This is a genomic window from Pseudomonas sp. OV226, assembly GCF_003148705.1.
Taxonomy (GTDB): domain Bacteria; phylum Pseudomonadota; class Gammaproteobacteria; order Pseudomonadales; family Pseudomonadaceae; genus Aquipseudomonas.
In genome coordinates, this window is the sequence record NZ_QGGS01000004.1 from 1 (window position 1) to 24,161 (window position 24,161).

The window sequence follows — 24,161 nt, forward strand, 5'->3', positions numbered from 1 at the left end:
ATTTTCAGAAGTTTTCAAAGTTTCGCTTGGAAATCTTTAACAACTTCAACCACTTGCGCTTCCGATCACTCGGTAGCGGGAGGCGAATTCTACAGCGTTACACGCTGCTGTCAACACCTCTTTTTCAACTCCTTTCGGACTTCGATGAACTGAAGCCACTCACTGCCGAAAACTGCGTAACTCTTTGTTTACCAAGGAGTTTTCCGTTTCGACTGCGCCGGAAGTGGGGCGAATTATAGACATCCTGAATCTGCCGTCAAGCACTGATTTCGGCTTTATTCGGATTTGAGCGTAATACGCGCAAATGCCTTCTTGCCGGCCTGACAAACGTGCGTCGCGCCCAGTACGTATATAAAGGTGCGATCGACCACCTCACCATCAATACGCACACCGCCGGAACCCAGCAGGTCACGCGCCACTGCCGAGTTCTTCACCAGCCCGGCCTTATTAAGGACAGCCGCAATCGGCATATCTTCGGCAGCAGTCAGCTCGATCTCTGGCAGATCGTCCGGGAGCTCGCCCTCTTTCATACGATTGCCTGCCGCACGATGAGCATTGGCCGCAGCCTCTTCACCATGGAACCGCGCAACGATTTCTTCGGCCAGCTTGATCTTGATGTCGCGCGGGTTAGCGCCAGCCTCGACATCAGCACGGAATGCATTGATCTCATCCATGGAGCGGAAGCTGAGCAATTCGAAATAGCGCCACATCAACACATCCGGTATGGAAACCAGCTTGCTGTACATGACACCCGGCGCTTCCTGAATACCGACGTAGTTGCCCAAGGACTTGGACATCTTCTTCACGCCATCCAACCCCTCGAGCAACGGCATCGTCAGAATGCACTGAGGATCTTGACCATAACCACGCTGCAGCTCACGCCCCATCAACAGGTTGAACTTCTGATCAGTGCCGCCCAGCTCAATATCCGCGCGCAAAGCGACCGAGTCATAACCCTGAACCAGCGGATAAAGGAACTCGTGAATGGCGATTGGCTGATTAGTTGTGTAGCGCTTATCGAAATCGTCGCGCTCGAGCATGCGGGCAACGGTGTACTGCGACGTCAGGCGAATGAAGTCCGCCGGCCCCATCTGGTCCATCCAGGTGGAGTTGAACGCAACTTCGGTCTTCGCCGGATCAAGAATCTTGAAGACCTGAGTCTTGTAGGTCTCGGCATTCTCGAGAACCTGCTCACGGGTGAGCGGTGGACGCGTCGCGCTCTTGCCGCTCGGATCACCGATCATCCCGGTGAAATCACCTATAAGGAAGATCACCTGATGCCCCAGTTCCTGGAACTGGCGCAGCTTATTAATAAGCACGGTATGACCCAGGTGCAAATCCGGTGCAGTCGGATCGAAGCCTGCCTTAATACGTAGCGGCTGGCCACGCTTGAGCTTTTCGATCAGCTCGGACTCGACCAACAGTTCTTCTGCACCACGTTTAATCAGCGCTAGCTGCTCTTCAACCGACTTCATAACAGACCCGCAAGGCTCGAATTCAAAGGGGACCAACCATACAAGATCACGCGTCAAATACAAAGTTTGGCCGGCGCAATGACGCCAATCCGCTGGCAGAGTGTCCGCGGACTTGCTTCAGAGATGATTTGGTTATATTTTATACAGTTATTTCATCTTCATCATGTCATTCATCTTTTCCAATTCATCTTTTTCAAAGTCAAAATTACTTATGACCCAAGAATCGTCTAAAGCGCCGCCGCTTTACCCGAAGACCCACCTGCTCGCAGCAAGCGGCATCGCCGCTCTCCTGAGCCTGGCGCTTCTGGTATTTCCTTCCAGTGATGTTGAAGCAAAAAAGACCACTCTGAGTCTCGAACTGGAAAGCCCTGCTGAACAACTGTCACAAGATCAAGACGCTGCTGACGCCGCTCAAGCCACAAATGAGCCAGTAACCTCCCCTTTTGCGCAGATCGATAACAGCGCCGAAGAACCACAGGAAACCGCGCAGGCGGTGCCTGCGGTCGAAGAAAAGAAGTCTGCGAACCACAGGGAAGTGATTGTCTCCAAAGGCGATACGCTCTCCACCCTGTTTGAGAAAGTCGGCCTCCCAGCCACCTCGGTGCACGATGTCCTGGCCAGCGACAAACAAGCCAAGCAATTCAGCCAACTCAAACACGGCCAGAAGCTCGAGTTCGAACTGACCCCCGAAGGCCAACTGACCAGCCTGCACAGCAAACTCAGCGACCTCGAAAGCATCACCCTGACCAGGCATGACAAGGGTTATGCGTTCAACCGCATCACTGCCAAACCCACCACGCGTTCCGCCTATGTTCATGGCGTGATCAACAGTTCGCTGTCGCAATCCGCCGCTCGCGCTGGTTTGTCCCACAGCCTGACGATGGATATGGCCAGTGTATTTGGATACGACGTCGACTTCGCCCAGGATATTCGCCAGGGTGACGAGTTCGATGTGATCTACGAACAGAAAGTCGTCAACGGCAAGGCTGTCGGCAACGGCCCGATCCTTTCCGCACGTTTCACCAACCGCGGCAAGACTTACACCGCCGTGCGTTACATCAACAAACAAGGCAACAGCAGCTACTACACCGCTGACGGCAACAGCATGCGCAAAGCGTTCATCCGCACCCCGGTGGACTTTGCCCGCATCAGCTCGAAATTCTCCATGGGGCGAAAGCACCCGATCCTGAACAAGATTCGCGCCCACAAAGGCGTCGATTACGCAGCACCACGCGGCACGCCAATCAAGGCGGCTGGCGACGGCAAAGTATTGCTGGCGGGTCGCCGCGGCGGCTACGGCAATACCGTGGTCCTCCAACATGGCAATACCTACACCACGCTCTACGGCCACATGCAAGGCTTCGCCAAAGGCGTGAAAACTGGCGGCACGGTGAAACAGGGCCAGGTGATTGGCTATATCGGCACCACCGGCCTCTCCACTGGCCCGCATTTGCACTACGAATTCCAGGTCAATGGCGTGCACGTCGATCCACTGGGCCAGAAACTGCCAATGGCCGATCCGATTGCCAAGGCGGAACGCGCACGCTTCCTCGCCCAAAGCCAGCCACTAATGGCGCGCATGGAACAGGAAAAAGCCACTCTGCTGGCTTCGAGCAAGCGTTAAGCCATGGCTCTCTATATAGGTGTGATGTCCGGGACCAGCCTTGATGGCCTGGACATCGCGCTGATCGAGCAAGCCCCGGCGATCAGATTGATCGCCACGCACTACATTCCGATGCCCGAAACCCTGCGCACCGAGCTGCTTGGCTTGTGCGCCAGCGGCCCGGACGAGATAGCCCGTTCAGCCATCACCCAACAAAACTGGGTAAAACTGGCTGCCCAGGGTGTACAAACCCTCCTTGATCAACAACACCTTAAGCCCGAAGACATTCGTGCGATTGGCAGCCATGGCCAGACCATTCGCCACGAACCGGCACGCGGCTTCACCGTGCAAATCGGCAACCCTGCCCTGCTGACCGAGTTGACAGGCATTGCCGTAGTCAGCGACTTCCGCAGTCGCGATGTGGCCGCCGGTGGACAAGGCGCGCCGCTAGTCCCGGCATTCCACGAAGCCTTGTTTGAAGAACGCGCCGGCAATCGCGCCGTATTGAATATTGGTGGATTCAGCAACCTCAGCCTGATCGAACCCGGCAAACCCGTTGCGGGTTTCGACTGCGGTCCGGGTAACGTATTGCTGGATGCATGGATTCACCAGCAGCGCGGCGACAACTTTGATAGGGATGGCCAATGGGCCGCCAACGGCAAAGTCGAACCGTCACTGCTGAATGAGCTGCTCAGTGATCCCTTCTTCGTGACCAAAGGCCCGAAAAGCACCGGCCGCGAAGTGTTCAACCTGCCATGGCTGACACAACACCTCTCGAAGCTACCGACTTTTGCCGCCGAAGACGTGCAAGCAACCCTGCTCGAACTGACCGCGCTGACGATCATCGAGTCACTGCAACACGCCCAGGCGGACACTCAAGAACTGCTGGTCTGCGGCGGCGGCGCGCACAACACCACGCTGATGAAGCGCTTGGCCAACCTGTTGCCCAACGCCAAAGTCAGCAGCACCGCCGCTTACGGCGTGGACCCGGACTGGGTCGAAGCCATGGCCTTCGCCTGGCTGGCCCATTGCTGCCTCGAAGGCATCGCCGCCAATCGCCCTAGCGTCACTGGCGCTCGAGGCCTGCGCGTTCTGGGCGCCATTTACCCGGCGTAAACGCCAGAAAGCAAAACGCCGCACAACCCATAAGGTTCTGCGGCGTTTTGCATTGTGTGCAGGTGCAATCAGATCGAGAACGAAGACCCACAGCCACAAGTCGTGCTGGCGTTCGGGTTCTTGATCACGAAGCGCGAGCCTTCCAGACCTTCCTGATAATCCACCTCGGCACCGGCCAGGTACTGGAAGCTCATCGGGTCTACGACCAGACTCACGCCTTCGCGCTCGACGATGGTGTCGTCATCGGCCACTTCTTCATCGAAGGTAAAGCCGTACTGAAAACCTGAACAACCGCCGCCCGTAACGAATACGCGCAGTTTCAAGCGATCATTCCCCTCTTCATCGACCAGGCTCTTCACTTTGTGCGCGGCACCGTGGGTGAATTGCAAAGCCGTGGGGGTGAAGGATTCGACGCTCATGCTGACTATCTCCCGGCGTTACGCCGTCATATTGCGTGATGACGCGCATTATCCGCTTCTCCTAGAAAAGCGGTCAACTATTGTTACGGTATATCAATCGAACCCATTGCTCGCCCGGAATGCAAAAAGGCCCGTCAGACGGGCCTTTTTGCTTTGCAGGATAAAGCGTTACGGCAACATGCCGGCGTGGGACAGGCCCAGACGCTCATCCAGACCGAACAGGATGTTCATGTTCTGCACCGCCTGACCCGACGCACCTTTGACCAGGTTGTCGATCACCGACAATACCACCACCAGATCACCATCCTGTGGACGATGCACCGCAATCCGGCACACGTTGGCGCCGCGCACGCTGCGGGTTTCCGGATGGCTGCCGGCCGGCATTACGTCGACGAACGGTTCGTTGGCATAGCGCTTTTCAAACAACGCTTGCAGATCCACCGAGCGATCCACGACGGTCGCGTAAAGCGTCGAGTGAATGCCGCGAATCATTGGCGTCAGGTGCGGAACGAACGTCAGACCGACGTCCTTGCCCGCCGCGCGACGCAGCCCTTGGCGGATTTCCGGCAAGTGACGGTGACCTTTGACTGAGTAGGCTTTCATGCTTTCCGACGTCTCGGAGTACAGCGATCCTACAGAGGCGCCACGCCCGGCACCGCTGACGCCGGATTTGCAGTCGGCAATCAGGTGAGCGGTATCCGCCAGACCGGCTTCGAGCAACGGCAGGAAACCCAATTGCGTAGCGGTCGGGTAGCAACCCGGCACTGCAATCAGGCGAGCCTTCTTGATTTGTTCGCGATTGACTTCCGGCAGGCCGTAGACCGCTTCGTCCAGCAACTCTGGCGCACCGTGCGGCTGGCCGTACCACTTGGCCCATTCTGCGGCATCTTGCAGGCGGAAATCCGCCGACAGGTCGATGACCTTGGTCCCGGCCGCCAGCAACTCACCCGCCAGGGCATGGGCTACACCGTGAGGCGTTGCAAAGAACACCACATCACAGGCACCCAGGGTCTTGATGTCCGGAACACTGAACGCCAGGCCGTCGTAGTGACCTCGCAGGTTCGGGTACATGTCGGCGACGGCCAGGCCAGCCTCGGATCGGGAAGTGATGACAACCACTTCAGCTTGCGGATGCTGTGCCAACAGACGCAGCAGTTCGACACCGGTGTAACCCGTGCCGCCGACGATACCGACCTTGACCATAAACCTGCCCTCAACGAACCCACTGGAAAGCCGTCGATAATAGGGGCCGCGCGCGTCTGCGACAACCGTCAAGGTGACGTGCGGACGCTCAAGCCTCTACTATTCCGGCTACCGTGAATCCTGGAATAACTAAAAATGCTTTATCTGTGGCTCAAAGCGCTTCACATCGTCAGCATCGTTTGCTGGTTTGCAGGGCTGTTTTACCTGCCACGCCTGTTCGTCTATCACGCGCAGAGCGAAGACACCGTCAGCAAGGAACGCTTCAGCGTCATGGAGCGCAAGCTGTACCGGGGCATCATGGGCCCGTCGATGATCGCTACGCTGATTTTCGGCGGCTGGTTGATCAGCCTCAACCCCAGCGCCTATTTCAGCCAGGGTGGCTGGATGCACGCCAAGTTGGCGTTGGTGGTTTTTCTGATCGGTTACCACCACATGTGCGGCGCGCAGGTGAAACGTTTTGCCCGTGGCGAAAACACCCGCAGCCATGTCTTTTATCGCTGGTTCAATGAAGTCCCGGTTCTGATATTGCTGGCAATCGTAATTCTGGTCGTGGTTCGGCCGTTCTAATCTCAACAAACATCATTCACCGGGGTACTTCCAATGTCGCTGCCCGCTCTGCTCGATCAACGTCTGCGTCTGCCTGTGGTGGCTGCGCCGATGTTCCTGATTTCCAACCCGCAACTGGTGCTCGCTTGTTGCCGAAATGGCGTGGTGGGGAGCTTCCCCGCGTTGAACCAGCGCGAAAGCAGCGGCTTCAAGGCCTGGCTGGAAGAGATCGAAGCCGGGTTGGCAGCAATGGAAAACCCGGCACCCTACGCGGTCAACCTGATCGTCCACAATAGCAACCCGCGCCTGCAAGCGGATCTGCAGATCTGCATCGAGCACAAAGTGCCGATCGTGATCACAAGCCTGGGCGCCGTGAAAGAAGTGGTCGACGTTGTACACAGCTACGGCGGCCTGGTGTTTCACGACGTGACGACTCGCCGTCATGCGGAAAAAGCAGCCGAAGCCGGCGTGGACGGCTTGATTGCCGTGGCCGCGGGTGCCGGTGGACACGCCGGGACCTGGAGCCCGTTTTCGCTGATCGCCGAGATCCGCCAGTTCTTCGACAAGACCCTGCTGCTGGCCGGCTGCCTGAACCATGGCCACGAGATTCTCGCCGCGCAATTGCTGGGGGCGGATTTGGCCTACTTCGGTACGCGATTTATCGGTACCACTGAAAGTCATGCACCTGACGCCTACAAAGAGATGCTACTGACGTCCCGGGCGGCGGACATCGTCCATACTCCAGCCGTCTCGGGTGTACCGGCGAGCTTCATGCGTCAAAGTCTTGAAGCGGCGGGCTTCGACATGGCCGCCCTGCAAAACAAGGGGGAGGTGAACTTCGGTTCCAAACTGAAACCCATCAGCGATGAAGCCAAGGCCTGGAAAACCGTGTGGTCTGCAGGTCAGGGGGTCGGGGAAATCGATGACCTGCCGAGCGTCGACCAACTGGTCGCACGGCTGGACGACGAATACCGCAAGGCATTGGCACTGGCCGCGTCGTTGCCCAAGCGCTGGCCACGCTAAAATGAAAGTTTGGCCAGCCCCTACCGGCTGGCCTTACACTCGATTCCTAATTCAAACACTCGCGACAAGGATGCCTCGCAATAAGCGAAAACCGTTTCAAGATCACATTCAACGGCGCTCTGCTGCCAGGTGTTGACCTCACCACCGCAAAACTCAACCTCGCCGCGCTGTACAAAAGCGAGGTCGCTGCCGTCGAAAGATTGTTCAGTGGCCAGACGGTGACGCTTAAACAAGGCTTGTCGCAAGCCGACGCAAAAACCTACCTTCAAGCGCTGACGAAAACCGGTATCGACGCCCGGGTCGAAGCAGAGCCCGCGGTCGAGTTGAACCTGGCCGACGTCCAGCATCACGCTCCAGCCAGCATTCAACCTGCCCCGACGGACCCGGAATCCCCGTACGCGCCGCCCCGCGCGACTGTCGGCGAAACCGAACCCGTGTTCGCCACGCTCAAGCCATTCAGCGTCGAAGGCCGCATCGGCCGCTTGCGTTATCTTGCGTGGACGATGGTCCTGACCCTGGTCATGCTTGCGGTAGGCTCGGTGCTGGCCGTTTTCGCCATCGCCCTTATTAGCGCAGACTCGACGGCGGGCCTGATTGTCGGTGGCCTGGTGGCGCTGATCCTGTTTATCGCAGTGGCCGTGGTCAGCATTCAGATCAGCGTGCAGCGCCTGCACGACATTGGCTGGTCGGGCTGGCTCTGGTTACTCAACCTCGTCCCGTTCGTGGGTAGCTTCTTCCCGATCGTGATCATGGTCGCCCCCGGCACCAACATCGCCAATCGCTATGGCCCACCGCCGCCGCCCAACAGCACAGCGGTCAAAGCACTGGCTTCGTTGTGGATCGTGTTTATCGCCATCGTCTTCGTTGCTGCACTGGCCGGCGGTTTCAGTGCGATTCAGGAAGAGTATGAAAGCACGACCCAAAGCAGCTACGACAGCGGCTCGGTGACCACCGAAGAAATCGACGTCGAGCCAGCCGAAGCTGCTGAACCTGCACCAGATTCTGCAGACGATGAAGCCGAAGAAGCCCCGGCCCCTGTAGACTCTGCGAAAGAATAAACAGCGCTCCCCGCCCGTGACACCTGCGTCGCGGCGCGGAGCTGTTGCGATGGAGAACTGCATGACCCGTTACGCTCTGATCACCGGCGCTTCCAGCGGCATCGGCCTGGCGATGGCCGAAGCGCTGGCCCGACGTGGCCGCAGCCTGATTCTGGTGGCCCGACAGCGTGATCAGCTGGAAAGTATTGCGATTGAACTGACTCAACGTTTTGGCGTGGAAGTACTTTTCCGTGCCTGCGACCTCGGCGAGCCGCTCCGGCTGTCAGGGTTTCTGCTGGAACTGGAGGAAGGTGACCGACAAATCGATTTGCTGGTCAATTGTGCCGGCATGGGTACCTGCGGTCCCTTTCTGGCTCAAGACTGGATGACCGAGCAGGACCTGATCGAAGTGAACATCCTGGCGCTCACCCGCCTGTGCCATGCCATCGGAAACAGCATGGCCTTGCAGGGTGGAGGGCAGATCCTCAATGTGGCCTCGGTCGCCGCATTTATCCCCGGCCCCTGGATGAGCACTTACTACGCCAGCAAGGCGTATGTGCTGCATTTTTCCGAAGGTCTGCGCGTCGAGCTGAAAAAATGCGCGGTCAAGGTCTCGGTGCTCTGCCCCGGCCCGACACGCACCGGTTTTTTCCGTACCGCGCAACTGGACACCGGCAAACTGATCGATAACAAAATGCTGATGAGCCCTGAAGAAGTGGCGCTGTACACCGTGCGGGCCCTGGAAAAAGATCGCGCGATCATTATCCCGGGCCGAGGGAACCGTTGGCGCGCCTTTCTGCCACGGCTCGGTTCTCGCTGGTTGAACAGGACAATCGTCGGCATGATCAACAAGGCTTACTGCCCTCGCTGAAGGGGCCTACGGTAAAACACTGGGCGGGTGCACTTCCCATGAGTACACTCAGGCCAGCCAAAACAACGGAGAAAACAGCTGTGGATACTCTGTTCACCAAGATCATCAACCGGGAAATCCCGGCCAAGATCATCTACGAGGACGACCAGGTACTGGCCTTCCACGACATCGCCCCACAGGCACCGGTGCATTTTCTGGTGATCCCGAAAAAGCCCGTGCGCACCCTGAACGACCTCACCGAGGACGACAAGGCACTGGCCGGGCATATTCTGTTCACCGCCCAGCGCCTGGCAAAGGAACTGGGTTGCGACGACGGCTTCCGCGTCGTCATGAACTGCAATGAACTGGGTGGACAGACGGTCTATCACATTCATATGCACGTGCTGGGTCAGCGCCAGATGCATTGGCCGCCGGGCTGATTGCAATTGATCCTGTGGGCGTGGTGCACCGCCGCTCCCACAACGGCATCACAGCACTGTCACAACAACTGCAGCACAATGACCCAGCGCAAACCTTCCCCCGGCCGATTGGGTTAAACTGGCCGCCGAGATTTTCCCGGAGGTCAGCATGACTACCCAACGTCACTATTCGCCGATTGATCGTCTTCTGCTGCAAGCCGATGCCGCCATGCGCACCCTGCTGCCCTTCAGTGGCCAGCCGTACCGTCCGTCGCCAGCCATCGTCCAGCCCGATGCGCAAATGAGCGATGAAGACACCCGCCACGTGGCCGGTCTGATGCGCATCAACCACACCGGCGAAGTCTGCGCCCAGGCGTTGTACCAAGGGCAAGCCCTGACCGCCAAGCTGCCCCATGTGCGCGAGGCAATGGAACATGCAGCAGAAGAAGAAATCGACCATCTGGTCTGGTGCGAGCAACGCATCCATCAATTGGGCAGCCATACCAGCATTCTTAATCCGCTGTTTTACGGCATGTCGTTCGGGATTGGCGCAGTTGCCGGGTTGATCAGCGACAAAGTCAGCCTCGGGTTCGTTGCCGCCACCGAACATCAAGTGTGCAAACACTTGAACGAACACCTTGAGCAATTGCCGGCGGGAGATGAAAAATCCCGGGCGATTCTCGAGCAGATGCGCATTGATGAAGAACATCATGCGGAAAGCGCACTGGATGCTGGCGGCTTCCGCTTCCCGGCACCGGTGAAGTTCGGGATGAGCCTGTTGGCCAAAGTGATGACCAAGAGTACTTATCGGATCTGACCGTAGGAGCATGGCTTGCCCGCGATGGCGATCTCGAGGACGCTATCGCGGGCAAGCCATGCTCCTACGAAGGTTTTGCGACAGACATAAAAAAGGCGACTGCCGTGAGGGAGTCGCCTTTTTTTGCCCGTAAATCTTACGCCATGTTGCGTGCGTAGAAGATCTCTAGCATTTCGTGTTTCACACGGTCAGTCACCTGAGCACGTTGCTCGGAAGACAGGTTGCTGGTGGCGTCACCGAACAGGTAGTTATCCAGTTCGAAATTCTTCAGCAGCATTTTGGTGTGGAACAGGTTTTCCTGGTACACGTTTACGTCGGTCATCTGGTACGCGTCGTAAGTGTCGTCGGACAGGTAGTTCTGGATCGAGTTGATCTCGTGATCGATGAAGTGCTTCTTGCCTTCAACATCGCGGGTAAAGCCGCGCACACGATAGTCCACGGTCACGATGTCCGAATCGAACTGGTGAATCAGGAAGTTGAGCGCTTTAAGCGGTGAAATGACCCCGCAAGTCGACACGTCGATGTCCACACGGAACGTTGCAATACCGCTGACCGGATGGATTTCCGGGTAGGTGTGCACCGTGATGTGGCTCTTGTCGAGGTGGGCCAGGATAATTTCAGGCAGTGGGCCCGGGGACTCTTCGATCTGGCTGTCGGTCGGGGTCACCGGCTCTTCAGAGATCAGAATTGTGACGCTGGCACCCTGTGGTTCGTAGTCCTGACTGGCGATGTTCAGGATGTTGGCACCAATGATATCGACAACTTCCGTGAGGATCTGCGTCAGGCGTTTCGCGTTGTACTCTTTATTGATGTACTCAACGTAGGCCTGTTGGTCTTGCGGGGTTTCCGCGTAGCAGATGTCATAGATGTTGAAGCTCAAGGTCTTTGTCAGGTTATTGAACCCGTGGAGCTTGAGTTTGCTTTTCACCGTTAAAAACTCTCTATGTATTGCGGCCCGGCCGCGTGATCAAGCATGCCCGTCAGATGCGAACGACGCACCTGCGTAGGACGGTTAACACCTCTTCGCGATGGCGATTTTGGTTGTCTGTTCGGGACTGCGGCCTGTCGGTTGACAGGCCACGACCCTGAAAAAAGTGGCGCATTATGCAGACGTCAGCTTGGGTTCGCCAGAGTCTGCACCGCTTTTATGATAGTTGAATGTCGACTCAACCGAGTTCGATGATCTCGTAGTCGTGGGTAATCGCCACGCCTGCCGCGCCGAGCATGATCGAAGCCGAGCAATACTTCTCAGCCGACAGCTCAATAGCGCGTTTGACCTGGGCTTCTTTCAGCCCACGGCCCTTGACCACGAAGTGCATGTGAATCTTGGTGAAGACCTTCGGGTCTTCGGTGGCACGCTCGGCTTCGAGGAAGGCTTCACAGCTTTCGACGGCCTGGCGGGACTTCTTGAGGATGCTCACCACGTCGAAGTTACTGCAACCGCCGACACCCAGCAGGAGCATTTCCATCGGCCGGACACCCAGGTTACGACCGCCGGCATCGGGCGGACCGTCCATGACCACGACATGACCGCTGCCGGATTCACCGAGGAACATGGCTTCGCCAGCCCATTGGATGCGTGCCTTCATCGCCAAGACTCCACTGTCTAAAAAAAGGGTCGCCAGCTTAGCACAGGGCCCTGGTTTGACAGCGTTTCGCCTTCCTGGGACGCAAGTGTCGACGCCGTAGGTAAATGTTCGAATGTTGCAGGAAGTGTCTGTTAAGCTGACGCCAATTCACTGGCGCATGGCCAGCTTTGCATTGACCATTGTCAGCGACTCATAAAAAAACCAAAACACACCGTGAAGTCTTTTCGGGATACAACCATGGTTGCTATTGCCCCAACACCCAAAATCAAGAACCTCGACAAGCTGTTGATGCATTGTCAGCGTCGGCGCTATGCGGCCAAGAGCAACATCATTTGTGCGGGTGATCGCTCGGAAACGTTGTTCTTCATCATCAAAGGCTCTGTCACGATCCTGATTGAGGATGACGATGGTCGTGAAATGATCATCGCCTACCTGAACGCCGGGGACTTTTTTGGTGAGTTGGGCCTGTTTGAACAGGCTGGCCTGGAACAGCAGCGCAGCGCCTGGGTACGCGCCAAGATTGAATGCGAAGTCGCGGAAATCAGCTACGCGAAATTCCGCGAGCTGTCCCAGCAAGACCCCGACATTCTTTACGTGCTTAGCGGACAAATCGCACAGCGTCTGCGCAACACCACGAAAAAGGTCGGAGACCTGGCGTTCTTCGACGTCACTGGGCGCGTCGCCCGCTGCCTGCTGGAACTGTGCAAACAGCCCGACGCGATGACTCACCCGGACGGCATGCAGATCAAAGTGACCCGCCAGGAAATCGGGCGGATTGTCGGCTGTTCGCGAGAAATGGTCGGCCGCGTGCTCAAGGATCTGGAAGAGCGCAACCTGGTGGACGTCAAAGGCAAGACCATGGTGGTCTTCGGCACGCGTTAACCTTCAAACATCCCTGCCAGCAACTGGCGATACAGCGTGTCGAGCCGCCCGAGTGCATCGGGCGCGGCGAACTTCTCATGCAAGGCGATATGGCTTTCGGCGCGAACCCGCTGCTCCAGACCGCAGGCTTCATTGAAGCGGTTGACCGCCGCAACCATCGACTCACGCTCGTTATCCAGCAACAAAGCACCGTGAACCAACCCGACCGGACGCGTACCGCCCTTGCTCTGGCGCCAGCGTTGAGCGGTGCCGACCATTTTGCGACCGTCGAGGTTGACGTTGAAACGGCCATCGCAGAACGCGCCATCGATTTCGCCAAGGGACGACTTGCCGCCCAACTCTTCCAGTAACTGACAGATCGGATCGCAGAGTCGGCGATAAGCGGTTTCAATCCGGTTCTGGTCACCTTCACTGCGGGGTGGCGCGTAGACCAGGGCAATGTTGATAGTGGACGCCGATTGCGGCACCGGCTCACCGCCGGTTTCACGCAGAAGAACCGGCCAACCGGCTGCTGCGGACACTTCACACGCAGTCTCGAAACCGGGCAAGCGATTCAAACGGCGCGGCATGACCAGCGCCCGATCACTCGGCTGCCAGAACAGCAGGCCGAACTCGGCGTCGCCGGCGCAGACCGAGGCCAACAGATCCTGTTCGGCTTGCAGGCCGGTTTCGACGGTCAGAGAGAGGATTGAGGTCATAAGGTATTCCGTTGGACATGAAGTCTGTGGTGGTACTTATGCCGCCATCGTCGGAACGCCGTCCGGAGACAAGCTCGGCTCCTACATGGGTTCTCCTGTAGGAGCCGAGCCTGCTCGGCGATGGGGTCGACTCGGTCTGCGTGTAATCAGTCGAGTGTAGAACCACTCACCGCGATACCACGCTCCGGGAAGAACAGACGTTGCAGCTCGGTCCCCGGGCTTTCGGCGCGCATGAACGCTTCGCCGACCAGGAAGGCGTAGACGTCGCTGATTTCCATCAGTTCGACATCGGCACGGTTGAGAATGCCGCTCTCGGTGATCACCAAGCGATCACGAGGGATACGCGGCAACAAGTCGAGGGTGGTTTCCAGGCTGACATCGAAGGTGTGCAGGTTGCGGTTGTTGATGCCAACCAGTGGGGTGTCGAGGGTTTTCAAGGCCCGCTCCAACTCGTCACCATCGTGAACTTCCACCAGCACATCGAGATTGACGCTTTTGGCCACGGCCGCCAACTCGGCCATCTTCACGTCATCCAGCGCGGAGACGATCAACAGCACGCAGTCGGCACCCAGCGCCCGGGCTTCGACGATCTGGTAAGGATCGATCATGAAGTCCTTGCGGATCACCGGCAGTTTGCACGCGGCCCGGGCCTGTTGCAGGTAGGCATCGGCGCCTTGGAAAAAATCGATATCGGTCAGCACCGACAAACACGTCGCGCCGCCCTTCTCGTAGCTTTTGGCGATGTCGGCAGGAACGAAGTTCTCGCGGATCACGCCCTTGCTCGGCGAGGCTTTCTTGATTTCGGCAATCACCGCTGGCTGCTTGAGCTTGGCTTGCGCCAACATCGCCTTGGCAAAACCACGGGGTGCATCGGCCGCCTTGGCCAGACTTTCCAGCTCGGCCAGGCTCACACGAGCGCTACGCTCGGCGACTTCCTGGACCTTGCGCGCCAGAATGTTTTCCAGAACCGTCGGTACACTCATCCTTCATTCTCCACTTTGAATACCGCGGTAAATGCACCCAACTCCTCCAGCTTCTCGCGAGCGAGGCCTGTGTGCAGCGCATCGTGCGCCAGGGCAACGCCTTCTTTCAAACTGGTTGCATGGTCAGCGGCATACAACGCGGCACCGGCATTGAGCATGATCATTTCGGCAGCTTTCTGACCGCTTTCGGTTTTGCGTTTGCCCAAGGCATCGCGAATCAGCTCCAGCGAAGCATCCGGGCTATCGACGGCCAGCCCATGCAGGCTCTGGCTCTTCATGCCGAGGTCTTCCGGCTCGACCCAATACTCGGTGATCTGGTCATTCTTCAATTCGGCCACAAAGGTCGGCGCTGCCAGACTGAATTCGTCCAGGCCATCCTTCGAGTGCACCACCAGCACATGCTTGCTGCCCAGTCGCTGCAGGACTTCAGCCAATGGCCGGCACAACGCCTGGTTGAACACGCCCACCACCTGATGCTTCACACCGGCCGGATTCGTAAGCGGGCCGAGCATGTTGAACAAGGTACGCAGGCCAAGATCCTTGCGCGGACCGGCGGCGTACTTCATGGCACGGTGGTGAGTCTGGGCGAACATGAAACCGATGCCGACGTTGTCGATACAGCGTGCGACTTGAACCGGGGTCAGGTTCAGGTAGATGCCCGCCGCTTCCAGCAGATCGGCGCTGCCGCTTTTGCCCGACACCGCACGGTTACCGTGCTTGGCCACGGTGCAACCGGCCGCTGCCACGACAAACGAGGAGGCAGTCGACACGTTGAAGATATTCGCACCGTCACCGCCGGTACCGACCACATCGACCACGCCGTCGAGTGTCTTGAGTTCGACCTTGTCCGCCAGCTCGCGCATGACCGACACGGCGCCGACGATTTCGTCGATGCTTTCGCTCTTCATGCGCATGGCCATCATGAACGCGCCAATCTGTGCGTCGGTGCATTGGCCGGTCATGATTTCGCGCATCACATCGCGCATCTCATCGGTGCTGAGGTCGAGGTGATCGACGATACGGCCCAGGGCTGTCTTGATATTCATGAAAAGTCCTTAGCGCGTGCCGCCGGTTTGTTTGAGGAAGTTAGCGAACAATTCGTGGCCCTGTTCGGTGAGGATCGACTCAGGGTGGAACTGCACGCCTTCGATGTTCAGTGTCTTGTGGCGCAACCCCATGATCTCGTCGACCGAACCGTCTTCAAGCTGCGTCCATGCCGTCAACTCCAGGCAATCGGGCAGGGTTTCGCGCTTGACGATCAGCGAGTGATAACGGGTCACGGTCAATGGGCGATTCAGCCCTGCGAATACGCCCTTGTCCTCGTGGAATACCGGGCTAGTCTTACCGTGCATGACTTGACGGGCGCGGACCACATCACCACCAAAGGCCTGGCCGATGGACTGGTGGCCGAGGCAGACGCCCAGAATAGGCAGTTTGCCGGCGAAATGCTTGATCGCTTCAATCGAGATACCGGCTTCGGTCGGGGTGCAAGGACCGGGGGACACCACGATGCGCTCGGGGTTGAGGGCTTCGATTTCAGCGATGGTCAGCTCATCGTTGCGCACAACCTTGACCTGGGAGCCAAGCTCACCGAGGTACTGCACAACGTTGTAAGTAAAGGAGTCGTAGTTATCGATCATCAGCAGCATGGCGTTTTTGAACCTCTTGAATTCACTGACTTTAAAGATGGCCTTCGAATGATCGACCCGCAGGGCGTTGCGCTTTATCAGGTGCTGGAGTAGCGCCAGCAAAGCGGCATTTCAAACGGGTAGAAGGCAAAGCGGTACAGGTCCGGCGGGGCCGGCAAAAGAATTCAGGCGCGCCAACGCCAGCGGGCGTGTGCCTTGATGACTTGATCCAGGAGTTTACTGATGATCAACACGGGGAAGGTCTCATTCATACGTCTCGGCACAGTAACTTAGCTGGGCAGAGCGTGCAATATGGCCGGGGCTGCTGCTTGCGAAACTATCAAAGGCTTCGCGACGGATGGCAAAAGGCCGGAAGTTTTTGGTACTGTCGTTTCGTTCACCTAAAACAATAAATAAACGGACTTGCTCATGATCAAACAGACGTTGTTTGTACCGCTCGCAGGATGCTTGCTCGCAATGGCCTGCGCCCAGGCGTACGCCGCGCCGAATCCATACACCAGTTTCGTCGTCTTCGGCGACAGCCTCAACGACGCCGGGACCTTTGCCGACACCGGCGGACCTGCCGGGGCGACACAACGCTTTACCAACCGGACGGGGCCGGTTTATCTGGATGGCAGCGGCGAAGTCCGCTCACTCAACTCCACGCAGATACTGGGTGGAAAACTCGGGTTCACGGCGGACCAGACCGCCTCATCGAATTCGGCGGTCCGCGCCAGCAACGGCCAGCCCGATGGTAATAACTGGGCCGTCGGCGGTTATCGCACCGATCAGATTCTCGATTCGATCACCACCACGTCCGACACGGGGGCTCGTGTCCGTGCCGGATACTTGCCGTCGAACAACTTCCGTGCCGACCCGAACGCACTGTATTACCTGTCGGGTGGCGGTAACGACTTCCTGCAAGGTCGCGTTACCAGCCTGCCCCAAGCCAGTGCCGCCGCCGACCGACTGGCCGACAGCGTGCAGACGCTGCAAGGCGCCGGCGCCCGCTACGTCATGGTCTGGCTGCTGCCCGACATCGGCTTCACCCCTGCATTCAACGGTTCCCCGCTGCAAGCATTCACGTCTCAGCTCAGCGCCCAGTTCAACACCGAACTGGTCAGCCGACTGCAGAACATCAATGCTGAAATCATCCCGCTCAACATTCCGGTACTGCTCAAAGAGACGTTCGCCAACCCGGCGCAATTTGGCCTGGCCACCGACCAGAACCTGAGTGCCACCTGCTTCAGCGGCAACAGCTGCACTGAAAACGCCCGTTACGGCATCAACAGCGCCACACCCGATCCGACCAAGCTGATCTACAACGACGCGGTGCACCCCACCGAAACCGGGCAGCGCCTGATTGCCGATTACGCGTACTCGCTGTTGGCGGCGCCGTGGGAACTGACGCTATTGCCGCAAATGGCCCAAGGCACCTTGCGTGCGCATCAGGATGAACTGCGCAACCAATGGCTGGCCGATTGGGAAAACTGGCAAGGCATCGGCCAATGGCGCGCCATTGTTGCCGGCGGTGGCCAGCATCAGGACTTTGACGGGCAGGACAGTGTCGTCAGCGCCGACGGTAACGGTTACAACCTGAACATCGGTGGCAGCTACCGCCTCAACGATGCTTGGCGCGTCGGCGTGGCCGCCGGTTTCTATGACCAGAAACTCGAAGCCGGTGCGAGCGACTCCGACTACAAGCTCAACACGTATATGGGCACGGCATTCGCCCAGTACCAGGAAAACCGCGTATGGGCTGACGCAGCGTTGACCGCCGGGCATCTGGATTACGACAGCCTCAAGCGTAAATTCCAGTTGGGTGCCAATAAACGCGGTGAAAAAGGCGATACCAGTGGCTACGTCGAAGCCTTCAGCGCTCGCATCGGTTATGACATTGCGCTGCAAGCCAGCAGTCCTTGGCACCTGTCGCCCTTTGTCAGCGCTGATTTCGCCAAGGTGAAGGTCGACGGTTACTCGGAAGACGGCGCTGATGCCACAGCGCTGACCTTTGCCGATCAAGAGAGCATCTCCCGGCGCCTGGGTATCGGTTTGCAGGGCAAATACCAGATCACGCCACAAACCCAGGTGTTTGGCGAAGTGGCTCACGAGCGTGAGTACAACGACGACGCCCAGGACGTGTCCATTCACCTCAACAGCCTGCCGAACAATCAGTTCACGCTGGAAGGCTACACCCCGCAAACCAACCTGAACCGTGTGAACCTGGGTGTGAGCCACAACCTCACCAAGGACCTGGCACTGCGCGCCAGCTACGTCATTCGCAAGGATGACGACTTCACTCAACAAGGCATCAACGTGGGCGTTGCGCTGGACTTCTAAATCGCAGGTCATAAAAAACGCGGCGCCCTCACAGGCGCCGCGTTTTTTTATGCCCGCAAATCCAATGTGGGAGCGAGCCGGCTCGCGATAGCGGAGTGTCAGTCGACATCAATAGTGAATGTCAGTCCGTCATCGCGAGCAGGCTCGCTCCTACAGGGGGTATTGCGTGAACTCAGGCGTCCGGGGTCTGTTCTGCCAAAGCTACGGCACGGAACATTGCGCGGCGTTTGTTCAGGGTTTCTTCCCATTCCAGCGCCGGGACCGAGTCGGCGACGATGCCGCCACCGGCCTGCACGTGCAGTTCGCCGTTCTTGATCACGGCGGTACGGATCGCAATCGCCGTGTCCATGTTGCCGTTCCAGGCAAAGTAACCGACCGCGCCGCCGTAGACACCGCGCTTCACCGGTTCCAGCTCATCGATGATCTCCATCGCGCGAATCTTCGGTGCACCCGACAACGTACCGGCCGGCAGAATCGCCCGCAGCGCGTCCATCGCCGTCAGCCCGGCCTTCAACTGCCCGGTAACGTTGGACACGATGTGCATCACGTTGGAATAACGCTCAATGACCATCTTCTCGGTGAGTTTCACCGATCCGATTTCCGAGACCCTACCGGTGTCGTTACGACCCAGGTCGATCAGCATCAAGTGCTCGGCGATTTCCTTGTCATCGGACAGCAGGTCTTTTTCCAGCGCCAGATCGGCTTCTTCGTTGGCCCCGCGTGGACGGGTACCGGCAATCGGGCGCACGGTGATCAGGTTGTCTTCGACCCGCACCAGCACTTCCGGGGAACTGCCGACCACATGGAAGTCGCCGAAGTTGAAGAAGTACATATAAGGCGTCGGGTTGAAGCAGCGCAGCGCCCGGTACAGATCGATCGGCGCAGCCTTGAAGTCGATCGACATGCGCTGGGACGGTACGACCTGCATGCAGTCACCGGCCAGGATGTATTCCTTGATGGTGTCGACAGCTTTTTCGTAATCGTCCTGGGTGAAGCTCGAACGGAACACCGGATCAGCCGACTGTTGCTTGCTGAAATCCAGGCCACGGCGCGGCGTGATCGGCTGACGGAGTTTTTCCAGCAGCTCTTCCAGACGCTCCTGGCCTTGCTCGAACGCACCGGCCTGCGACGGATCGGCGAGCACAATCGCGTGCATCTTGCCGGCGAGGTTGTCGAACACCACCACCGCATCGGAGACCATCAGCAGAATGTCCGGCACGCCCAGTGGATCCGGGTTCGGGCATTTGCCCAGACGCTTCTCCACATACCGCACGCAGTCATAACCGAAATAGCCCACCAGACCGCCGTTGAAACGTGGCAGACCAGCGATGGTCGGCACGTTGTAACGGGCCTTGAAGGTTTCGACAAACGCCAGCGGGTCTTCAACGTCGTGGCTTTCGGTCTCGACACCGTCGACGGTCACACTGACATGATGGTCATGCACCCGAAGAACGGTGCGGCATGGCAGGCCGATAATCGAATAACGGCCCCACTTCTCCCCGCCCTGAACCGATTCCAGCAGGTAGGAGTTCGGCTCGTCGGCCAGTTTCAGGTAGATCGACAGCGGCGTGTCGAAGTCAGCCAGGGTTTCGCAGGCAAGCGGGATGCGGTTGTAGCCGGCAGCGGCCAAACGCAGGAATTCTTCGCGGATCATGGGGTAGCCTCGTGGCTTGAGGGTCTAACAGTCAGGTATGCAAACGCGCCGGTATGCCGGCCAGGAACAAGTCAGGCGCGCCAACGCCAGCGGGCCAGGGCCTTGATGACTTTCATCCAGAGTTTGCGAGTGACCACCACGATGGCGTTTCCAGCAGGGGGTTGAACAGCGTCGAGCAACGTTATCTCAGCGGCCGGATCCAGGCAACCGGGAATTAGCTTGCGCAAATCGTCGATGACCAGCGCTGGCGATTCCTCGGCAATCGGCCGGCCATGGTTGTAGCCATAACTGAGCGCCACACACTTGACCCCCGCCGCTTTTGCCGCCTGCACATCGCTGCGCGAATCGCCGACGAACAAGGATTGCGAAGCCGGAATGTTGGCCATTTTCATTACGAAAAACAGCGCGGCCGGATCGGGTTTCTTCTGCGGCAGGGTATCGCCGCCGATGATCCATTTGAAGTAGCGGCCGATTTTCATCTGATCCAGCAGCGGCGCGACGAAACGCTCCGGCTTGTTGGTGATCAGCGCCATCTCGACACCCTGCTTGTGCAGCCACTTCAAGGTGTCGCGCACACCGGGATAGACCACGGTCAGCTCATGGCTAGCGCCATAGGCCTGCATGAAAATTTCCAGCGCGTGTTCGGCCTCGACGTCATCGACGGCCGCATGCTCGATGCCACCCGCCAATGCACGACGCACCAATACCGGCGCGCCGTTACCGACCCATTCACGGACCGACTCGATGCCGGCAGGCTTGCGGCCCAGCTTGAGCAGCATGTGATCCACAGCCGCTGCGAGGTCCGGGACCGAATCGATCAGCGTGCCATCCAGATCGAACATCACCAGCCGCGGCAGACGCCCCGGGAACAGCTGCTCAAAACCACTCATGGGCGAGCCAACGCCAGCTCGGCGCGCATCTTCTCGATCACTTCCTGATAGTTCGGCGCGTTGAAAATTGCCGAACCGGCGACGAAGGTGTCAGCCCCCGCCGCCGCGATTTCACGAATGTTGTTCACGTTCACGCCGCCGTCGATTTCCAGGCGAATGTCACGCCCGGAGGCATCGATCAACGCCCGTGCTTCACGCAGTTTGTCGAGGGTGGCGGGAATGAACTTCTGCCCGCCGAAGCCCGGGTTGACGCTCATCAGCAAGATCATGTCGACCTTGTCCATCACGTACTTGAGCACGTCGAGCGGGGTCGCCGGGTTGAACACCAGGCCCGACTTGCAGCCGCCCTCGCGGATCAATTGCAGCGAGCGGTCGACGTGCTGCGAGGCTTCCGGGTGGAAGGTGATGTAAGTCGCGCCGGCTTCGATGAAGTCACCGACGATACGGTCCACCGGGCTGACCATCAGGTGCGCGTCGATCGGCGCGGTCACGCCGTATTTGCGCAACGCAGCGCACACCATCGGGCCAATGGTCAGGTTCGGTACGTAGTGGTTGTCCATGACATCGAAGTGCACGAAGTCGGCGCCGGCGGCCAGGACGTTGTCCACTTCTTCACCCAGGCGGGCGAAGTCGGCGGAGAGAATCGACGGAGCAATGACGAAGGGCTGCATGACGCACCTTTTTTGAGCAGAATCACGATGGCGCGCATTGTATACCTCATACTTTGGCGCGCGCACTGTGACCGCGATGATTGGGGCTGCCTTCGATCAATAAGTCACGAGGAGCTCTAGTACGCCGCCCGATAGATTTTCTCGATATCGACGGCGCTCAATTTGCGCGGATTGTTGCGCATCAGGCGCTCGATCCCCGCCGCTTCTGCGGCCATCGCCGGGATGGCGTCTTCGGGAACGCCGAAGCTGCGCAGCCCCTGCGGAATTTCCACCGCAGCGCACAACCCGGTCATCGCCTCCACGGCTTTATCTGCTGCTTCGTTGGCACTCAGATGAGCGGTCTTCACCCCCATGGCCTCGGCAATATCCTGCATGCGTTCGACGCAGGCCATCTTGTTCCAGGTCATGACATAGGGCAGCAGCAAGGCGTTGCTGACGCCGTGGGCGATGTTGAAACGTCCGCCCAGCGGATACGCCAACGCATGCACCGCGCCGACCCCGGCATTACCGAATGCCATGCCGGCCATCAGGCTGGCGGTGGCCATGTCTTCGCGGGCTTGCAGGTTGGACGGATTGGCATAGGCCTTGGGCAGCGCCTTGGCGATCAGTTTGATGGCGCCGATGGCGAGGGCGTCGGTGATCGGCGAAGCGTTGACGGACAGGTAGGATTCAATGGCATGCACCAGCGCATCGACGCCGCTGGCAGCGGTGACACCGCGCGGGCAAGTCAGGGTCATTTGCGGGCTGACCAGCGCCACGTCCGGCAACAGATAGTCGCTGACGATGCCTTTTTTCAGCTGCGCGACCTTGTCGGAAAGGATCGCCACGTTGGTGACTTCAGAGCCGGTGCCGGCGGTGGTCGGGATCGCGATCAGCGGCGGCCCTTTGCGCGGCACCTGGTCGATGCCGAACAAATCTTCCAGCGCGCCGTGGTAACCGGCATACGCCGCCACGCTCTTGGCAATGTCGATGGCACTGCCGCCGCCCAGACCGATCAAGCCGTCATGCCCGCCGTCGCGATACACCCGCATGCAATCTTCGACGATCGCGATTTCCGGGTCTGGCAGCACCCGATCAAATATCTCGTAGGTCCGGTCCCCCAGCTGTGCCAGCGCCAGTTCGACCGTGCCGGACTTGACCAGCGCCGCGTCAGTGACAATCAGCGGGTTATCGACATCCAGACGCGTCAGTTCAGCGGCGAGCTGCTCGATGGCACCTGCGCCGGTGATCAGTTTGTGAGCGATTTTGAAAGAGGAAAGACTCATCGTGCGCAGCCTCTTATAGGTAGGGGAGCTGGGCACAATAGTAGCTGGGGATTGGGGTTTGTCTGCTATTCAGGTCGTGAATAACCGAGTGGCCATTCCGATTGTTCCCACGCTCTGCGTGGGAATGCTTCAACGGACACTCTGCGTTCGGCTCGAAACGGGACGCAGAGCGTCTTGGGCTGCATTCCCACGCGGAGCGTGGGAACGATCATCGGTGTGAAATCTTAGACCTGGGCGGTGCGCAGTTTTTCGCTGCGACCGCGCAGCCATTCCAGGGTCAGCAGCAGGATCACCGAGAAGGCGATCAACAGCGTCGCTGCGGCGGCGATGGTCGGGCTGAGGTTTTCGCGGATCCCGCTGAACATCTGCCGTGGCAGGGTGGCTTGCTCGGGACCGGCGAGGAACAACGTCACCACCACTTCATCGAACGAGGTTGCGAAGGCAAACAGCGCCCCCGAAATCACGCCCGGCGCAATCAGCGGCAACGTCACCCGGCGAAACGCGGTCAGCGGCGATGCACCGAGGCTTGCAGCGGCACGCACCAGGTTATGGTTGAAGCCCTGCAACGTCGCCGACACGGTGATGATCACAAACGGCACACCCAACACCGCGTGCACCACGATCAGCGAGAAGAAGCTGTTGCCCAATCCGAGCGGGGCAAAGAACAGGTAACTCGCCACGCCAATGATCACCACCGGCACCACCATCGGCGAAATCACCAGTGCCATGACCAGCGCCTTGCCAGGAAAATCGCCGCGTGTCAGGCCAATCGCCGCGAGTGTGCCGAAGACCATCGCCAGCACCGTCGCCGCCGGGGCAACAATGATGCTGTTCTTCAGTGCGCGCATCCATTCGGCCGAGGCGAAGAAGTCCTGATACCAGTGCAGCGAAAAGCCTTGCAGCGGGTACACCAGGAAACTGCCTGAGTTGAACGACAGCGGAATGATCACCAGCACCGGCAGAATCAGGAACAACAGAATCAAGCCGCAGAGAATCCGCAAACTGTAGAACCACACCCGCTCGACGGGCGACATATAAGGACTCAGCATTTCG

The 24,161-nt window shown here is 58.6% G+C and carries 24 protein-coding genes; 10 read left to right on the top strand and 14 right to left on the bottom strand.

Going from position 1 to position 24,161, the window contains the following annotated elements; genetic code table 11:
* Positions 1-275: 275 nt before the first annotated feature.
* On the bottom strand, positions 276-1,475 hold the full coding sequence (gene tyrS / locus C7534_RS08555; RefSeq protein ID WP_109785534.1) for a tyrosine--tRNA ligase: 1,200 nt from the start codon (positions 1,473-1,475) through the stop codon (positions 276-278).
* Between the two features lie 211 nt (positions 1,476-1,686).
* Here tyrS and C7534_RS08560 point away from each other — a divergent pair, with 211 nt between their 5' ends.
* Both C7534_RS08560 and C7534_RS08565 read left to right on the top strand, forming a co-directional pair.
* The gene (locus C7534_RS08560) at positions 1,687-3,099 is read left to right on the top strand and encodes a peptidoglycan DD-metalloendopeptidase family protein (RefSeq protein ID WP_109785765.1); all 1,413 of its coding nucleotides are present in this window, start codon (positions 1,687-1,689) and stop codon (positions 3,097-3,099) included.
* Positions 3,100-3,102: 3 nt separating this feature from the next.
* Positions 3,103-4,194 carry an anhydro-N-acetylmuramic acid kinase gene (locus C7534_RS08565; RefSeq protein ID WP_109785535.1) on the top strand — a complete coding sequence of 364 codons (1,092 nt, stop codon included), beginning with the start codon at positions 3,103-3,105 and terminating at the stop codon, positions 4,192-4,194.
* 68 nt (positions 4,195-4,262) lie between these two features.
* Here the strand turns inward: C7534_RS08565 and erpA are convergent, their stop codons facing one another.
* Positions 4,263-4,613, bottom strand: a complete 351-nt coding sequence (erpA, locus tag C7534_RS08570) for an iron-sulfur cluster insertion protein ErpA (RefSeq protein ID WP_007947969.1) — start codon at positions 4,611-4,613, stop codon at positions 4,263-4,265.
* A 168-nt stretch (positions 4,614-4,781) separates the two neighbouring features.
* Positions 4,782-5,816, bottom strand: coding sequence for an N-acetyl-gamma-glutamyl-phosphate reductase (argC, locus tag C7534_RS08575; protein ID WP_109785536.1), 1,035 nt, complete (start codon positions 5,814-5,816; stop codon positions 4,782-4,784).
* Between the two features lie 135 nt (positions 5,817-5,951).
* Here argC and hemJ point away from each other — a divergent pair, with 135 nt between their 5' ends.
* The 6 genes from hemJ to coq7 all read left to right on the top strand — a co-directional run bounded on the left by hemJ (position 5,952) and on the right by coq7 (position 10,508).
* Positions 5,952-6,383 carry a protoporphyrinogen oxidase HemJ gene (hemJ, locus tag C7534_RS08580; protein WP_077431175.1) on the top strand — a complete coding sequence of 144 codons (432 nt, stop codon included), beginning with the start codon at positions 5,952-5,954 and terminating at the stop codon, positions 6,381-6,383.
* 33 nt (positions 6,384-6,416) lie between these two features.
* Positions 6,417-7,385, top strand: a complete 969-nt coding sequence (locus tag C7534_RS08585) for an NAD(P)H-dependent flavin oxidoreductase (RefSeq protein WP_109785537.1) — start codon at positions 6,417-6,419, stop codon at positions 7,383-7,385.
* Between the two features lie 80 nt (positions 7,386-7,465).
* The gene (locus tag C7534_RS08590) at positions 7,466-8,443 is read left to right on the top strand and encodes a DUF805 domain-containing protein (protein WP_109785538.1); all 978 of its coding nucleotides are present in this window, start codon (positions 7,466-7,468) and stop codon (positions 8,441-8,443) included.
* A gap of 61 nt (positions 8,444-8,504) precedes the next feature.
* Positions 8,505-9,293, top strand: coding sequence for an SDR family NAD(P)-dependent oxidoreductase (locus C7534_RS08595; RefSeq protein ID WP_046030042.1), 789 nt, complete (start codon positions 8,505-8,507; stop codon positions 9,291-9,293).
* An 80-nt stretch (positions 9,294-9,373) separates the two neighbouring features.
* Entirely contained in the window at positions 9,374-9,712 is a 339-nt protein-coding gene (locus C7534_RS08600) for a histidine triad nucleotide-binding protein (RefSeq protein ID WP_090179179.1), read from the top strand.
* Between the two features lie 148 nt (positions 9,713-9,860).
* Positions 9,861-10,508, top strand: coding sequence for a 2-polyprenyl-3-methyl-6-methoxy-1,4-benzoquinone monooxygenase (coq7, locus tag C7534_RS08605; protein ID WP_046030035.1), 648 nt, complete (start codon positions 9,861-9,863; stop codon positions 10,506-10,508).
* Positions 10,509-10,644: 136 nt separating this feature from the next.
* Here coq7 and speD read toward each other — a convergent pair whose 3' ends face one another.
* Both speD and C7534_RS08615 read right to left on the bottom strand, forming a co-directional pair.
* Positions 10,645-11,436 carry an adenosylmethionine decarboxylase gene (gene speD, locus C7534_RS08610; protein ID WP_109785539.1) on the bottom strand — a complete coding sequence of 264 codons (792 nt, stop codon included), beginning with the start codon at positions 11,434-11,436 and terminating at the stop codon, positions 10,645-10,647.
* A 238-nt stretch (positions 11,437-11,674) separates the two neighbouring features.
* Positions 11,675-12,097: an OsmC family protein gene (locus tag C7534_RS08615; protein ID WP_007941657.1), complete on the bottom strand. Its 423-nt coding sequence runs from the start codon at positions 12,095-12,097 to the stop codon at positions 11,675-11,677.
* Between the two features lie 237 nt (positions 12,098-12,334).
* On the opposite strand from C7534_RS08615, the gene crp reads away from it, so the two are divergent.
* Positions 12,335-12,979 carry a cAMP-activated global transcriptional regulator CRP gene (gene crp, locus C7534_RS08620; protein ID WP_046030029.1) on the top strand — a complete coding sequence of 215 codons (645 nt, stop codon included), beginning with the start codon at positions 12,335-12,337 and terminating at the stop codon, positions 12,977-12,979.
* Here the strand turns inward: crp and C7534_RS08625 are convergent.
* From C7534_RS08625 to C7534_RS08640, 4 genes are all read right to left on the bottom strand, one after another.
* The gene (locus C7534_RS08625) at positions 12,976-13,677 is read right to left on the bottom strand and encodes a lipoate--protein ligase family protein (RefSeq protein WP_109785540.1); all 702 of its coding nucleotides are present in this window, start codon (positions 13,675-13,677) and stop codon (positions 12,976-12,978) included. The genes crp and C7534_RS08625 overlap by 4 nt on opposite strands.
* 146 nt (positions 13,678-13,823) lie before the next feature.
* Positions 13,824-14,660, bottom strand: coding sequence for an indole-3-glycerol phosphate synthase TrpC (gene trpC / locus C7534_RS08630; protein ID WP_046030024.1), 837 nt, complete (start codon positions 14,658-14,660; stop codon positions 13,824-13,826).
* Positions 14,657-15,706: an anthranilate phosphoribosyltransferase gene (trpD, locus tag C7534_RS08635; RefSeq protein ID WP_046030023.1), complete on the bottom strand. Its 1,050-nt coding sequence runs from the start codon at positions 15,704-15,706 to the stop codon at positions 14,657-14,659. The genes trpC and trpD overlap by 4 nt, the downstream gene beginning before the upstream one ends.
* 9 nt (positions 15,707-15,715) lie before the next feature.
* Entirely contained in the window at positions 15,716-16,309 is a 594-nt protein-coding gene (locus C7534_RS08640) for an aminodeoxychorismate/anthranilate synthase component II (protein ID WP_007980194.1), read from the bottom strand.
* Between the two features lie 408 nt (positions 16,310-16,717).
* Here C7534_RS08640 and estP point away from each other — a divergent pair, with 408 nt between their 5' ends.
* A complete protein-coding gene (gene estP, locus C7534_RS08645; protein WP_109785541.1) occupies positions 16,718-18,628 on the top strand; it encodes an esterase EstP in 1,911 nt (636 codons plus the stop codon).
* Positions 18,629-18,800: 172 nt separating this feature from the next.
* Here estP and trpE read toward each other — a convergent pair whose 3' ends face one another.
* From trpE to C7534_RS08675, 5 genes are all read right to left on the bottom strand, one after another.
* Entirely contained in the window at positions 18,801-20,282 is a 1,482-nt protein-coding gene (gene trpE / locus C7534_RS08655; protein ID WP_109785542.1) for an anthranilate synthase component I, read from the bottom strand.
* Between the two features lie 71 nt (positions 20,283-20,353).
* A complete protein-coding gene (locus C7534_RS08660) occupies positions 20,354-21,172 on the bottom strand; it encodes a phosphoglycolate phosphatase (RefSeq protein WP_046030020.1) in 819 nt (272 codons plus the stop codon).
* Complete coding sequence (gene rpe, locus C7534_RS08665; RefSeq protein WP_109785543.1) at positions 21,169-21,843, bottom strand: ribulose-phosphate 3-epimerase; 675 nt, start codon at positions 21,841-21,843, stop codon at positions 21,169-21,171. The genes C7534_RS08660 and rpe overlap by 4 nt, the downstream gene beginning before the upstream one ends.
* Before the next feature lie 116 nt (positions 21,844-21,959).
* Positions 21,960-23,108: an iron-containing alcohol dehydrogenase gene (locus tag C7534_RS08670; RefSeq protein WP_046030018.1), complete on the bottom strand. Its 1,149-nt coding sequence runs from the start codon at positions 23,106-23,108 to the stop codon at positions 21,960-21,962.
* Positions 23,109-23,332: 224 nt separating this feature from the next.
* Complete coding sequence (locus C7534_RS08675) at positions 23,333-24,157, bottom strand: ABC transporter permease (RefSeq protein WP_027926741.1); 825 nt, start codon at positions 24,155-24,157, stop codon at positions 23,333-23,335.
* Positions 24,158-24,161 lie beyond the last annotated feature (4 nt).